The sequence below is a fragment of the Agrobacterium sp. BT-220-3 genome, from assembly GCF_025910175.1.
GTDB classification, from domain to species: Bacteria; Pseudomonadota; Alphaproteobacteria; order Rhizobiales; family Rhizobiaceae; genus Agrobacterium; species Agrobacterium oryzihabitans.
The window spans coordinates 328,294-342,616 of sequence record NZ_JAPAIX010000003.1; the positions used below are offsets into that span (position 1 = coordinate 328,294).

At 59.5% G+C, this 14,323-nt stretch carries 14 protein-coding genes; 4 read left to right on the top strand and 10 right to left on the bottom strand.

All coding sequences use genetic code 11. The annotated features are described in order from the left end of the window. Positions 1-60: 60 nt before the first annotated feature. A complete protein-coding gene (locus OK142_RS11925; protein ID WP_498683234.1) occupies positions 61-981 on the top strand; it encodes a sugar kinase in 921 nt (306 codons plus the stop codon). Positions 982-1,366: 385 nt separating this feature from the next. Next, a complete protein-coding gene (locus tag OK142_RS11930; RefSeq protein ID WP_003494487.1) occupies positions 1,367-2,416 on the top strand; it encodes a bifunctional monoglucosyl/glucuronosyl diacylglycerol synthase in 1,050 nt (349 codons plus the stop codon). A gap of 202 nt (positions 2,417-2,618) precedes the next feature. Here OK142_RS11930 and OK142_RS11935 read toward each other — a convergent pair whose 3' ends face one another. The 5 genes from OK142_RS11935 to OK142_RS11955 form a co-directional block, all read right to left on the bottom strand. Continuing rightward, complete coding sequence (locus tag OK142_RS11935) at positions 2,619-3,230, bottom strand: hypothetical protein (protein WP_498682930.1); 612 nt, start codon at positions 3,228-3,230, stop codon at positions 2,619-2,621. Between the two features lie 121 nt (positions 3,231-3,351). Further along, positions 3,352-3,960, bottom strand: a complete 609-nt coding sequence (locus OK142_RS11940) for a DUF2026 family protein (protein WP_003494482.1) — start codon at positions 3,958-3,960, stop codon at positions 3,352-3,354. Positions 3,961-4,133: 173 nt separating this feature from the next. Next, positions 4,134-5,564 carry a ribosome biogenesis GTPase Der gene (gene der / locus OK142_RS11945; RefSeq protein WP_003494480.1) on the bottom strand — a complete coding sequence of 477 codons (1,431 nt, stop codon included), beginning with the start codon at positions 5,562-5,564 and terminating at the stop codon, positions 4,134-4,136. Positions 5,565-5,697: 133 nt separating this feature from the next. Further along, positions 5,698-6,369 carry a tetratricopeptide repeat protein gene (locus OK142_RS11950; RefSeq protein WP_082182765.1) on the bottom strand — a complete coding sequence of 224 codons (672 nt, stop codon included), beginning with the start codon at positions 6,367-6,369 and terminating at the stop codon, positions 5,698-5,700. 155 nt (positions 6,370-6,524) lie between these two features. Further along, positions 6,525-7,109, bottom strand: a complete 585-nt coding sequence (locus OK142_RS11955) for an NnrU family protein (RefSeq protein WP_003494475.1) — start codon at positions 7,107-7,109, stop codon at positions 6,525-6,527. Between the two features lie 149 nt (positions 7,110-7,258). Here OK142_RS11955 and OK142_RS11960 point away from each other — a divergent pair, with 149 nt between their 5' ends. Then, positions 7,259-8,242 (top strand): polysaccharide deacetylase family protein, encoded by a 984-nt coding sequence (locus OK142_RS11960; RefSeq protein WP_003494473.1) that lies wholly within the window; start codon positions 7,259-7,261, stop codon positions 8,240-8,242. 208 nt (positions 8,243-8,450) lie between these two features. On the opposite strand, the gene sbmA is transcribed toward OK142_RS11960, so the two are convergent. The 5 genes from sbmA to OK142_RS11985 all read right to left on the bottom strand — a co-directional run bounded on the left by sbmA (position 8,451) and on the right by OK142_RS11985 (position 13,491). After that, the gene (gene sbmA / locus OK142_RS11965; protein WP_003494470.1) at positions 8,451-9,728 is read right to left on the bottom strand and encodes a peptide antibiotic transporter SbmA; all 1,278 of its coding nucleotides are present in this window, start codon (positions 9,726-9,728) and stop codon (positions 8,451-8,453) included. 176 nt (positions 9,729-9,904) lie between these two features. After that, positions 9,905-11,095, bottom strand: coding sequence for an MFS transporter (locus OK142_RS11970; protein WP_498682933.1), 1,191 nt, complete (start codon positions 11,093-11,095; stop codon positions 9,905-9,907). 323 nt (positions 11,096-11,418) lie between these two features. Further along, positions 11,419-12,171 carry a type I methionyl aminopeptidase gene (map, locus tag OK142_RS11975; protein ID WP_003494464.1) on the bottom strand — a complete coding sequence of 251 codons (753 nt, stop codon included), beginning with the start codon at positions 12,169-12,171 and terminating at the stop codon, positions 11,419-11,421. A 54-nt stretch (positions 12,172-12,225) separates the two neighbouring features. Then, the gene (locus OK142_RS11980; RefSeq protein WP_498682935.1) at positions 12,226-13,287 is read right to left on the bottom strand and encodes an LLM class flavin-dependent oxidoreductase; all 1,062 of its coding nucleotides are present in this window, start codon (positions 13,285-13,287) and stop codon (positions 12,226-12,228) included. 48 nt (positions 13,288-13,335) lie between these two features. Further along, positions 13,336-13,491, bottom strand: coding sequence for a hypothetical protein (locus OK142_RS11985; protein WP_318255121.1), 156 nt, complete (start codon positions 13,489-13,491; stop codon positions 13,336-13,338). Between the two features lie 28 nt (positions 13,492-13,519). Here OK142_RS11985 and OK142_RS11990 point away from each other — a divergent pair, with 28 nt between their 5' ends. Continuing rightward, positions 13,520-14,296 carry a 3-hydroxybutyrate dehydrogenase gene (locus OK142_RS11990; protein WP_082182771.1) on the top strand — a complete coding sequence of 259 codons (777 nt, stop codon included), beginning with the start codon at positions 13,520-13,522 and terminating at the stop codon, positions 14,294-14,296. Positions 14,297-14,323: the final 27 nt, after the last annotated feature.

Below are 14,323 nucleotides of genomic sequence, written 5' to 3' on the forward strand. Positions count from 1 at the left end.
GCTTGTCAGGCACCGCCTGTCGTCGTAATCCCGAAGATGCAGCAAGAGGAGGACGATGGCGTGGGCGGACGGTTTCTGTCGATTGGCGAATGCATGGTGGAACTGTCGCAGGCCGGAAACGGGCTTCTGCGCAAGGGTTTTGCTGGCGATACCTTCAATACGGCCTGGTATGCGCGTGCCTGCCTGCCGGAAGACTGGTCCGTGGATTATTTCACAGCGCTCGGCGACGATCCTCTTTCGGAAGACATGCTGGCCTTCATCGCGGACGCCGACATCGGCACGGAAAAAATCCGCCGCATCAAGGGTGGCACGCCCGGTCTCTACCTGATCAACCTCAAAGATGGTGAACGCACCTTCAGCTACTGGCGCAACGCCGCTGCCGCAAGACAGCTTGCCGCCGATGCGGATCACCTGCGCAGGACGGTGGAAAGCGCCGACGTCATCTATTTCTCGGGCATCACGCTTGCCATTCTCGCCTCGCCCCACGATGTCGATACCTTCCTGGCCGAACTGCGCCGGGCGAAAGCCGCCGGCAAACCCGTGGTCTTCGACCCGAACATCCGCCCGCGCCTCTGGTCCGACAAGGATGCGATGCTGGAGACGATCACCAACGGCGCGCGCGCCGCGACGCTTGTCATGCCGAGCTTTGACGATGAAGCCAGCCACTTCGGTGACGGCTCCGTGGAAGTGACCATCGACCGCTACCGCGGGCTCGGCGTCGCCAATGTCGTCGTCAAGGACGGCGCAAAGGGCGCGACGCTCGATTTCGGCGGCAACCGCAGCCATGCGTCGGCCGTGGAGGCCGTGGAGGTGGTGGACACGACAAGCGCCGGCGACAGTTTCAACGGCGCGTTCCTCGCCCGTTATGTGACGGGCAGCTCACCGCAAGAGGCGGCCGTCTTTGCTGCAAGAGCGGCCGCAACCGTCATCGGCCACCACGGCGCGCTGATCAGCCCCGAGCTTCTTCCGCTGGTGGGATAACGTTCAGCCAAACTGAGCGAACGCGGATTTTCGGGGTGGGCTACCCCACGCTCCCTCATTCCTGTGCTTGTCACAGGAATCCAGCCGACGCGCGTCTGCGCGGCGAGAGGAGTCTTTTCAGCCCAAGGACTTGGCCTGGCTGGATCTCTGTGACAGGCACAGGGATGAGGACAAAAGAGAACATTGCGGACAACCGCAAGCTTCAAATATACCGCGCTGAAACCAATAACTACGTCACCCGCCGTGTGCCTTGAAACTACACACAGAGGCCGCTTCTCTACCCTCATTCACCCTGACATGATCCTGTAACACGCACGCCGCATATACGGGCGGAAGCCGGGTGGTGGGGAATCGCCCGTGCGCAGATGAGCAGGATCAGTGTTTCATGACGAGAATCACGATTGTCACAGATGCCTGGCACCCGCAGGTCAACGGCGTGGTTCGCTCGATAGAAAACACCAATACCGAACTTGCGCGGCTGGGCGTGGATGTGCGCATGGTCACGCCGCAGAGCTTTTACAGCATCCCCTGCCCGACCTATCCGGAAATCCGCCTGTCGGTCGCAGGCTATCGCCGTGTCGCGGCGGAGATTGAAAAGAGCCAGCCCTCCTTCGTGCATATCGCCACCGAAGGGCCGCTGGGTTTCATGGCGCGGCGCTGGTGCGTGAAGAACCACATGCGTTTTTCCACCAGCTATCACACCCGCTTTCCCGAATATGTGGCGGCGCGCTTCCCCGTCCCGGAAAGCTGGCTTTATGCTTTCGTGCGCTGGTTCCACAATGGCGGCAACACCTGCATGGTGGCCACCCCGAGCCTTGAGACAGAGCTGGAAGCCCGTGGCGTCAAGAACCTGAAGCGCTGGAGCCGCGGCATCGATGCCGAACTCTTCCATCCCCGCCCGAAATCCACGCTGCCTTTTGATCTGCCGAGACCGATCTTCATGACGGTCGGACGCGTGGCTGTGGAAAAGAACCTGCCGGATTTCCTCGAGCTCGACTTGCCCGGATCGAAGGTCGTCATCGGTGATGGCCCTGCCCGCCACGAATTGCAGGAAAAATATCCCGGCGTGCTGTTTACCGGCGTCAAGACCGGCGAAGAGCTGGCCGATGCCTATGCGCAGGCCGATGTTTTCGTTTTCCCCTCGAAGACCGATACATTCGGCAACACCATTCTCGAAGCGCTGGCGAGCGGCGTGCCGGTGGCCGCCTTTCCGGTGACCGGCCCGATCGATATTCTCGGCGGCAACCCTGCCGCCGGCGCGCTGGACAATAATCTTCGCGATGCCTGTCTTGCAGCACTCAATTGCTCGCCCCAGGAGGCACTGGCGCTTTCCAGAAGCTACAGCTGGGAGAAGGCGTCACGGCAATTCCTCGACAATGTCATCCACGCCGCCGGAAAATCGCTGCCGCTCCTGTCGCGTTCGCAGCTTGCCTGACACGAATACGCGTCGATCCCCGACATTTTATCGGCGGACGGTAGACGAAACGGAGCGGCGGTGTCACAAGACGGTCAGGACGCGACCGCCGTTATCTATAGAACGGGGTCGGGCTGCTGATTGACGTCAGGCGGCTGCCGCGAGGACACGCTGGCCGTCCTGTTTCCTGATGATATCCCGCCATACCCTTCGAAACGCCGCTTCAGGGCAAGGGAAGAAGCTCTTTTTGTTGGGCTGCGCTCCAATGATTAATCTTCTCGACAATGTCCTTGGCAGCCATCGGCAAGGCGCTGTTGGGTATGACAACCACCGTTCCGTGGAAAACCAGCACCAGACTGTCCGGCGGCGTGATTGCGAGATGATAGCGTGCCCAGCTCAGCTGCACGGTATCCAGTCGTGTGACCTGCTTGTAGCCGTCAGGTCCGATCTCGATCTGCGAGTGAGGCGAATACATTCGCTCATTTGCGATATTCCAGTGCGCCAGAACCTCGTAATAGGATTTCGCTTCCCTTTTTGCGCCCTGCCAGATGATGTACCAGATGACAAGAGCCACAAACGGCGCGGGCGCGAAGACCCAATAACCGACAACCGGCCAGACGCCCGGGAACCACGGCAGGCTCACGGAATAGATAAATCCGGCGGCCAGTCCCGCAAACAATGACAGCTTGACCCTTGCCGAGGCAAAGTGGCGCGCCCAGGCCTTGTCGAAAATCATGCTGTAATTTTCATAGGCCTGATTTTGGTAGCCGTAGACATAAGCGGGGACATGTTTCGGGTCGGGCGTGAAGCTAATTGAAATGGTGTCATCGGCCATAGGAGCACATCAATCCCGTCGCTGTTGAAACTCAGTCTTGTAGCAACGATTGCCCTTATAAATCAAAAGGCCTTTTGCTGCCAAAACCTTCGGGATCGACACTGCGCGGCGTAACCTGCCTTCACCATGCTCCGGTGAGCATCTGGCCGGAAAGCGGCACGGTCCGCGCCTTGCCGTCGCGATCTGTTACCGAAAGCGAAGCGGCCATCTGTTTCGGCGACTTGCGGAACCAGTTGGCGGCAACGCTCGCCATATCGCCGATCATCGCCTGCCTGTGCCAGTCGGCGAAGCGCTTGGCCGTGGCCTCTGCCTCCGAACGATAGAAAAAATCACCGGATTGCCCGAGATCGTTGATGGACGCCGACATTGCCGACAGAGGACGCTGAAACATTTTCGCCGGCACCGAAAGCGCATCGGACCCTTGTGAAAAAGCGGGCGCCATGAAGTCGATCGCCCATCCATCCGCCTCCACCCAGCAATGGAAATTCTCGCCCGCACCCGTCACATAACCGTCTTCGCGGTGATCGGCGAAAAGCAGGACCGTACCGCCCAGATTATAGGCGGCGAGCCCGCCCTTCGGCACAGCTTTCACCTTGTAGTGCTGCTGCAGGATGAACGCGCCAAAGGTGCTGAAATACATGGAGGCCGAAGCGGGATCGGCATTCTGGCTGACGAGCAGGCTGTTGATGACCCGGTAAATCCGGTGATAGTCCGTCTGCTTGATCAACATGATGCCCTATACCTTTTCGCTGATTTGTTATTTTCGCTCGGCGTCATCCTCGGGCTTGACCCGAGGATCCAAGCACGTCAGCAAAATCAGAGAGTTGTGGATCCTCGGGTCAAGCCCGAGGATGACCTTCGATGCGAGGAGACCCAGTAGTCAACGTCTGCCCGCGCGTAAGATTACCGCCTCTTCTTCGCCTTGCTCTCGAACGGATTATCCGAGCCACGATAATGCACGCGGATCGGCACGCCCGGCATGTCGAAATCCTTGCGCAGCCCGTTAACGAGGTAACGCGTATAGCTTTCCGGAATGGCTTCCGGCCTTGTGCAGGAAATCATGAAGGCCGGCGGGCGGGCCTTTACCTGCGTCATGTACTTCAGCTTGAGACGGCGGCCGGAGACGGCCGGCGGCGGATGCTGCGTCGTCTGCGAATCCAGCCAGCGGTTCAGCTTGGCAGTCGAGATACGGCGGTTCCAGATCTTGTCCGTATCGATGATGTTCTGCATCAGCCGGTCTAGGCCGTAGCCCGTCTGACCGGAAATCGGAACGGCACGGATGCCGCGCGCCTGCGGCAGAAGCCGCTCGGTTTTTTCGCGCAGATCGGCAAGAAATGCCTGCGGGTCTTCGACCAGATCCCATTTATTGAAAGCGAGCACGGCGGCGCGCCCTTCGCGGATCACGAGGTCGACCAGTTGCAGATCCTGCTTTTCGAAGGGGATGGTGCTGTCGAACACGATCACCACCGTCTCCGCAAAGCGGATGGAGCGCAGCGAATCCGCCACCGAAAGCTTTTCCAGCTTCTCCGTCACCCTGGCCTTGCGGCGCATGCCGGCCGTATCGAACATCTTGATGGTGCGGCCGCGCCAGTCCCACTCGACGGAGATACTGTCGCGGGTAATGCCGGCTTCCGGGCCGGTCAGCAGGCGGTCTTCGCCAAGGAAACGGTTGATGAGCGTGGACTTGCCCGCATTCGGCCGGCCGATGATGGCGACGCGCAGCGGCTTGGTCTCGTCATAGACGGGCTCTTCGTCTTCCTCTTCCTCGCTGCCGGGCTCAGGGCGCGGAAGAACGATATCGGTTTCCGCCTCGTCCACCTCAGGCGGGAAAGCGACATCTTCACCAATCGCCTCGACGATGGCGTCGCGCAGGTCGATCATGCCCTGCCCGTGTTCGGCAGAGATGGCGCAGGGGTCGCCGAGACCCAGCGTGAAGGCGTCGTAGAAGCCCGCATCCGAACCGCGCGCCTCGGACTTGTTGGCCACCAGAACCACCGGCCGGCCGCGACGGCGCAGCATTTCCGCCAGCGTTTCATCGGCGGGCGTCAGGCCTGCCTTGGCGTCAACGACGAAAAGCGTGACATCGGCTTCGTCAATCGCCGCTTCCGTCTGCGCCCACATGCGGCCCTGAAGCGTTTCCGGCCCGGATTGCTCCAGACCGGCGGTATCGATGATGGTGAAGCGCAGATCGACGAGTTTCGCCTCGCCGGGGCGGCGGTCACGGGTCACGCCCGGCGTGTCGTCCACCAAGGCGAGCTTCTTTCCGACCAGACGGTTGAAAAGCGTGGACTTGCCGACATTGGGGCGCCCGACTATGGCGACGGTGAAGCTCATTGATCTTTGTTCCTTGAAGCAAGTCTGCCCAAAACGTTACCTGTTTTGGGCAAAAGACATGCGTAAAATAAAGAGTTAGATCGCTTTGGCAATGCGGAGAAATGCCGGGGCGATCTCGCGTGGCGAAGCGGCGTTAAGCAGCTTTGCCTGAAGCGGTGATATTGTCGAGCATGATCTGCGCGCGGTTCGTCACGTTGCGCGGTGCCTGCGCATCGCCGACGATCTGCTCGAACCATTGTTTGGCCTTGACGAAATCGCCGGCCTTGTAGGCCGCAAGACCGAGCGCCTCGCGGGCGGATGCGCGCATGGTCTGGCCTTCGGCGCTGAGCGGTTCGGCCAAGGCGACGACCTGATCATAGGTACCGTTGTCGACCAGGAGCCACGCCGCACGCACCTTGGCAGTATCGCGGAAGACCTGCGGTGCGGAGGTATCGTTGCCGATCGCGGTGAAGGCAGCGATGGCGCCGGCCGCATCACCCTTCTGCGACAGCAGCGTGGCGGAACGGAACTTCGCCAGAACAGGATAATTGCCGTGGCCGGACGTTTCGAGATCGGCAAAGGCCTTCAGCGCATCGTCCGTCTTGTTTTCCGAAGCGAGCTTCAGCGCCGCAAGGAACTGGTCGCCGGAATTGGAAGCGCGGCTGGTGTTCCAGTATTCGTAGATGCCGGCGCCGGCAGCGCCCACAACCACGAGAATGGCGGCGCCAACGACCACGATACCGTAACGGCCCCAGAAGCGCGACAGCTGCTCGGAACGGATCTGCTCGTTCACTTCGCGGATAAAGGTATCATTCTCGTTTGCCATCAAATTCTCCGTTACCCGCGCGGAGATCGTCACCGATCCATCCGTCCGCGGACATACCAAGCCGCTTACCCGGGCAAGCAAAAGCGAAATCGACCGGGTCATGGTCGGCCTTCTAGCCTATTTTGCCTGATATGTAAGGGGGAAACGTCGATTTCCTACATGGCGATCGGTTGAACGCCGATCAACCATTCGTGCAGTTTCAGGATGAAAGCCCCCCAGAGAACGATGCCGCCGACAACGGCCACCAGATCATACCGGCTCGAAACGAAGTCCCGCACCACTTTTTCTCCCGCCCTTTCCCGACGCTTCAGCGAAATCCGCATCACAACGCCCCAGGCGAGGAACGACGCAAAAAGGAGGATCGAAGAGGTCTCACCATTGGCCAGAAGATGGGCAAGCGCCCAGATCTTGACCGCAAGAATGAGCGGATGCTTGGTTTTAGTGGCAATGTGGCCAGCCGGTATGAGGCTGGCGATAAGACAGATCATCGCGGGCAGCATCAGGGTCACGGCGAGATGGCTCGTCCAGACCGGCGGCGACCAGAGCATGCCGGTCTCCTGCCGCGCCTCGCCAAAGGCATAGATGACGAGACCAAGCGTAACGAGGCTTGCAAGAGAATACAGGCCCTTGAAAGGCCCCTCTCCCAGCCTCGCGATCATCCGCGCGCGAAATTGCGGCGCAAACACCTTCAGAAGATGCGTCAGGAAAAACAGGGCAAGACAGATTACGAGAAAGAGCATGGAACGTGGTCCCCCGATGGAACGAAAGCGGCGCTGTCACCGCGACGCAGAAACGAATTAGGCTGAAAGACGTAAAAAAGCCAGTTTATTCAAAGCTTCGCCTTATTCCACCCGCAAAAGGCCATGGTGTTTCATATGACGGATGACTGATGTATCGCCCCTTTGCCGCCTTTTCCCTGTCGCTCTGCCTTGCCTTGCCCGCTTTTGCCGAAAATGCGGAGAAGCCGAAGCAGCTCGTCATCGTCTCCTTCGACGGCGCGGGCGACAATACGCTGTGGGAAAGAAGCCGCGCGACGGCGAAAGAGGTCGGCGCGCATTTCACCTATTTCCTCGCCTGCACGCTGGTGATGGACCGCAAGACCAGCGCCAAGACCTATCAGGGCCCCGGCCAGAAGGCCGGCCGCTCCAATGTCGGCTTCGGCCAGTCGCAGGAGGAGGTGGAAGCCCGGCTCAGAAACATCTGGGCGGCCTATCGCGAAGGCCACGAAATCGGCAACCACACCTGCGGCCATTTCGATGGCGGCCAATGGAGCGCCGAGCAATGGGACGGCGAATTCACCACCTTCACCAGCACGCTGGAAAACGCCTGGCAGATGATCGGCAAGAAGGGTGAGGAACCTGAGGGCTGGCGCGACATGGTGAAAAAGATCAACGGTTTTCGCGCGCCCTATCTCTCACAGGGACCGGCGCTGACCGCCGCGCAGAAAAAGCACGGTTTCGTTTATGACGCCACGAGCGTCACCAAGGGGCCGGAATGGCCGGTGGAGCGCGACGGCATCCAGCATTTCGGCCTGCCGCTCATACCCGAAGGTCCCGGCAACCGCCCGATCATCGCCATGGACTATAATCTCTTCATCCGCCACTCCATCGGCGTCGAGACGCCGGACCGGGCGCAGGAATTCGAGGAACGCGCCTATACGGCTTTCCGCAACGCTTTCGACAGGCAATATAATGGCGAACGCATCCCCTTGCAGATGGGCTTCCATTTCGTGAAAATGAACGGCGGCGCATACTGGAACGCCTATGAAAGGCTGCTGCGCGAAGTCTGCCGGAAAGACGATGTCGCTTGCGTGAGTTATGCGCAGGCCATGCCGATGATCGAGGCGCGCAGGAAACAGAAAACTGAGGGCTGAAAGCTCTCGTCATACAAAAAATGGCGACCGGTCGGCCGCCATGAATTTGATGACAATCCCCTCTCCAAACTGGACGGCATCCTCGGGCTCGACCCGAGGATCCATGCTTTCAATCGACTGCGGATCCTCGTCTCAAGGCGAGGATGACGCAGGAAATTTTGCATATTAACTAGAATTAAAAAGGCGGCCAATCGGCCGCCTTTTTTCGTCAGGGTTTGTTGGCCGCCATCTCTCCGGCTTCCGCTTCCCGCTGCAGATAGCGCTCGTCGATATCCGGCAGGGGCTGGTCTTCGATCGCGGATTCGAACGCAACCAGACGTTTGCGGATCGAAAGAAGCTCGATGATCGTAGACCAGGAACTTACCAGATACTGGAAGCTGTCGCTGACCTGTCCAAAGGCGGTGGCAATCTGCTGCCAGATGCCCATCGTGATCTTGGCTGCCACGATGGTGGGGATGAGCATGAATGTTAGAATAAGGGCATCAAGTTGGCCGAACGTGTAGCGGGCAACGTTGAAATAGAGATAGTGGAAATACATGCGGAAGTAATTTTTGCGCACATTCGCAAAGAGTTCCCGCATGGTCGGTGGCTGAGCCCGGTCTTCATGGTCCTCACCATAGACCAGTTCCTTACGAAAAGCCGCCTCGACACGCTGGTTGCGGAATTGCAGCCCCGGCAGCTTCATGCCGACCACGGCGAGCAGCACCGTGCCGAAAACAGACCACAACAGCGCAAGCCAGAAAAGCGAATGCGGAATTGCGCCGAGGAGGGGTAGCTCTGTGACATGCGCTGACATCTGAAACAGAAGAGGCAAGAACACGACCAGCGTCATGACCGAGTTGATCAGGACGACACCGAGCCCCTCGACAATCGAGGCAAATCGCATCGTATCTTCCTGCACACGCTGCGAGGCACCTTCAATATGACGCAGCTTCTCCCACTTCGACAGGTAGAAATCATTCATCGCGGTGCGCCACCGGAACACATAGTGGCTGGTGAAAAAGGCGGTGATGACGTTCATCGCCACGCCAACCATACCGATTTCGAGAAAACGCAACTGAAGTGAATAGAACTGCGACGCTGTGATGCCGGGCTGGCTCTCCAGCGCACGCTGGAACAGGTCGAAGAAAGGACCACGCCAGTTATTTATCGCAACAGAAACCTGAACGGCGAAATAGGCGATGAAAATGATGAACGCCGAACCCCAGATCGACCAGTTTTTCCACGGATGATCTCTGGCAATGATTTGCCAGGTGACGCCGAATATCGCCACGAAGACCGTAAAATAGAGGTAGAACCAGACGTTATCACGGGAGAAGAAATATGCGATGCCAAGCGGCGCGGTTTCCCCGGGCGCCAGGGGCGGCATTCCGAGAGCAGCACCCATTTGCGGTCCAACGCTGTACCACACCGCGATACAGACGACTGTCCACAGCGCAGCCGAGGTAAAAAACAATTTCGGTTTTGGGAAAAAGGAATGAAACACGTTTTGAACTCACGCGCGTTTGAAGTCAGCCATTATTGGCGAAGCACTAGATGGCCCGAACCTAGGGCAGAAATTTGTGCACAGCAACGGAGAAGCGACGACCTTAACAAGATGTAAGGCGCAGATGGCGCCGCAATCCCCGCAAAATACCGTGAATCAGGCCCCGGTGAGGATGCTTAGCGTTGCCGCTCCGTGGCGAGAACCGGCAGCATCAAAAGAATGCTGGCGACAAGCACGGCGGATGCGAGAATGCTTGGCGCGGTAAAACTTCCCGTCACTTCGGCAATCCAGCCGGCGGCGAGTGGCCCGACGATCTGCCCCGTACCGAAGGCCGCCGTCATCAGCGCGAAGGCGCGGCGCGGGCTTGGCCCTGCAAATTCCCGGCCGAGCTGCAGGCCATAGGCGGTAATGACCATGAAGGTCAGCCCCAGAAGCAAGCCGCCCGCCAGCACACCCGGCACCGGCGGCAACATGACGGACGCAAAAACGCCTGCGGCCTCCAGGGCAAGAACGATCACGAAGGCACGCTTCAGCCCCTGCGACTTCAAAACCGGCTTCCAGAGGAAAAGCGAGACGGCGGCGGCGCAGCCCGTGACGAACCAGGCCAGAAACTCCACGAAAGCACCGGCGGCGGCCATGCGGGCAATCGCGACGATGAAGGTGGCGGTAATGACATACCCGAAGCCGAACAGCCCATAGGCAAGCGTCGTCAGAAAGAGCGGCTTCGTCCATTTGAGCGGCGGCTCCGCAAGCGAAGAAGCGTGGCGCGGAGGTCCCGCGGGCAGCACGCGTAAGACAAGAAGGAAGGTGATGAAGGAAAAGACGGCGCCTGCGATCCACTCCTGTCGCCAGGAAGCGCCGCCGCCATCAAAAACGACGCCGATGAGATAGACCACGAGCGAGGAAATCGCGATGCCGGCACCGACACCGCCATAATGCATTGCCTGAATATGGTCCTTGCCCGCCTTCATGGCATGGCCGATGACGATCTGCGACGTGAAGATCATGGTCAGCGCACTGGCGACACCGGCCAGGAATCGGATGACGGTAAAGGCCGCAACGGAGTTGAAGGCGGCCATGGCAAGCAGCAGCGTGGCCGTGGAAAACAGGCCGCAAAGCGCGACCAGCCTTTCCCGTCCCGAGCCCCACGAATAGGCGGCGAGAACCGCACCCGCGAGATAACCGGCGAAATTCCCCGCCGCGACGATACCCGCATCGCCCGCGGAAAGCGGAACATCCGCCATCATGCCGGGAAGAATGGGGGTAAAGGAAAAACGGCCGAAGCCCATGGCGGACGCCATCATCAAGGCTCCGGCGAAACCGAGCGCAGTCAGATGCCTGGCGGGAAGTGGTTTGTCGATGCTCATGCTTGGCTTATCGCAACCGCACCACCCCGGAACAAGCGAGTTATTTTGATCGGCGTTATAAGCGGTGTTTATCGGTACGAGATGCAAGGCCCCCGTCGCCTGTGCATCCTCATCCACCCTCATTCCTGTGCTCGTCACAGGAATCCAGCCGACGCGCGTCTGCGCGGCGAGAGGGGTCTTTTGAGCCGAAGGACTTGGGCTGGCTAGATTCCTGTGACAAGCACAGGAATGAGGGTGAAGAAACGTCGATTAATAGAGCGCAAGCCTCGTGACTGACGCACCAGGCCACGGCATTACGCCGGACACAATGGCGCCTTCACCCCTCACTCAGCCAGCGTCAGCACCAGCGGCCCGTTCTTGGTCGCAACCACGGTGTGTTCATACTGCACGGTCGGGGCGCTCGGGTCGCTGTAGAGCGTCCACGGATCGTCGTCGCCGTCTTCGGCCCAGTAGGCGCCTGTCGACAGGAAAGGCTCGACGGTGAACACCATGCCCTCTTTCATGATGCGCCGTTCGTCCTTGTCCGGCCAGGTTGCCAGTTCCTTCGGCTCCTCATGCAGGGAACGGCCGATGCCGTGGCTCGCCAGATTGGTGATTAGCGTGTAGCGGTTCTTTTTCGCGAAGGAGCCGATGGCATTGCCTATGTCAGCAAAGGGCCGCCCGGTTTTCACCTGCTGCAGGCCCGTCCACATGGCGCGCTTGCCATCGCGGCACAGCCGCTCGATCTCTTTCTTCACCGGCGGCACGGCGAAAGACGAGCCCGTATCGCCGAAGAAACCGTTCTTCACCGCCGAGACATCGATATTGACGAGATCGCCCGCCTTGATGATGCGCGGGCCGGGAATGCCGTGCGCCACTTCCTCGTTGACGCTGATGCAGGTCGCGCCGGGAAACTGGTAGCAGAACTCCGGCGCCGATTGCGCGCCATTGTCCTCCAGCACCTTGCGGCCGATAGCATCCAGCTCGGCGGTGGTGATGCCGGGTTCCAGCGCATCCGCCATGGTCTGCATGGCCACGGCGCAGATGCGGCCGATATCCTTCAGCAAAACCAGTTCTTCGTCGGTGGAGATGACCATGTTTCTGTCCGTCGTTCCGAATGGCGGGTATCGAGATACCCGCCTTGGTAATAATCAGGCCGTGGCTTTCACCGGATCGGCGCTTCCCGTCAATTCTTTTCTGACAATCGGGGCGACTTTCGTACCATAAAGCTCGATACCGCGCATGATCTGGTCATGCGGCATCAGGCCGATGGCCATCTGCAACAGGAAACGGTCGTTCCTGAAAACGCCGTGCGCCTTGATGATCTTTTCCGCCACCAGTTCCGGTTCGCCGAGGAAGAGATTGCCTTCCGGCCCGCGCGACGCATCGAAATGTGCGCGGTTCGTCGGGCCCCAGCCGCGCTCGCGACCGATCCGGTTCATCACCTCCGCCTGCGGCCCGTAAAACTGGTCCGCAGCCGTGTCGGTGGTGTCGGCAATGAAGCCGTGTACGTTGATGCTGGTGCGCAGCTTCGTCTTTTCCTGCCCCGCCCGGCGTGCGGCTTCATGATAGAGATCGAACAGCGGCGCGAAACGGCGATATTCGCCGCCGATGATGGCAAGCGCCACCGGCAGCCCCATGGCCCCTGCCCGCGCCACCGATTGCGGCGTGCCGCCAACCGCGATCCAGACCGGCAGACGCTCCTGAAGGGGACGCGGATAGACCCCGCGCCCATTGATGGCCGGGTGTTTGGTGCCGGACCAGGTGACGATCTCGTTTTCGCGCAGCGCCAAGAGCAGATCGAGCTTTTCGGCAAACAGCACGTCATAATCTTCGAGGTCGTAACCGAACAGCGGGTAGGATTCGATGAAGGAACCGCGCCCGGCCATGATCTCGGCGCGGCCGTTCGACAGCAGATCGACGGTGGAGAACTGCTGGAAGACCCGCACCGGATCATCCGAACTCAGAACCGAGACGGCGCTTGTGAGGCGGATGTTTTTCGTCTTCACTGCCGCCGCCGCAAGCACGGTGGAGGGTGAGGACGCGACATAGTCCGGGCGGTGATGCTCGCCGAGGCCGAAAACATCGAGCCCGACCTGATCGGCAAGCTCGATTTCCTCGATGAGTTCCCGCAGCCGGCGCGCACCTTCCGGCCCACGGCCATCGGCGGGGTTGGGATTGACATCCGCAAATGTGTAAAGACCGAGTTCCATAGACGATACCTCTGTTTGATTGTCTGAGAGATAGGGACGGACGGCCCTTCAGACAAATGCAAAATCTGGCGCAAAATCTGGATGCTTAGCTTCGAAAAAATGGATGGGCGCGGCCACTTTATGTCCCTTGCGGGCATCCCCCAAAATCGCGCCCGAAATGACGATTGCCAGCCCGCCCCGTTTGGGCATAACCTGCTTAAACATGTGCGAAGTAATGCAAAAAGGGGAAAGCATGCATCGGACAGTTATCGTGACAGGCTCCACAAGCGGTATCGGCCTTGGCATCGCACAGCGATTTGCGAGGGAGGGCGCCAATGTCGTGCTGAACGGCTTTGGCGACGAGGACGAAATTGAAAAACTCCGCCTTTTGCTGGAAGCCGAAAGCGGCGGGCGTGTGCTTTACCACCCGGCGGATATGACGAAACCGGACGAGATCGCCGACCTCATCAATTCCGCCAACGAAAAACTCGGTTCGGTCGATGTACTCGTCAACAATGCCGGCATTCAGCATATCGCACCCATCGAGGAATTTCCCCCGGAGAAATGGGACTGGATCATCGCCATCAATCTGACCAGTTCCTTCCATACCATGCGGGCTGCGATACCGCTGATGAAGAAGGCCGGAAAAGGCCGTATCATCAACATCGCATCCGCCCACGGTCTCGTCGCCTCGCCGTTCAAATCAGCCTATGTGGCGGCCAAGCACGGCATCATGGGCCTGACGAAGACGGCAGCGCTTGAACTTGCGCAGACGGGCGTCACCGTCAACGCCATCTGTCCCGGTTATGTGCTGACGCCGCTCGTTGAAAAACAGATACCGGAAATGGCGAAAGTGCGCGGCATCAGCGAAGAAGCGGTGAAGAACGATGTGATGCTGGAATTGCAGGCGACCAAGCAATTCGTCACCGTCGATGACGTGGCCGCCGCCGCGCTGTTTCTGGCAAGCGATGCCGCAAGCAACATCACGGGAACGCATATTTCCGTGGATGGCGGGTGGACGGCGCAATAATTGCCGGATTTTCTTTCCGTTATGGAC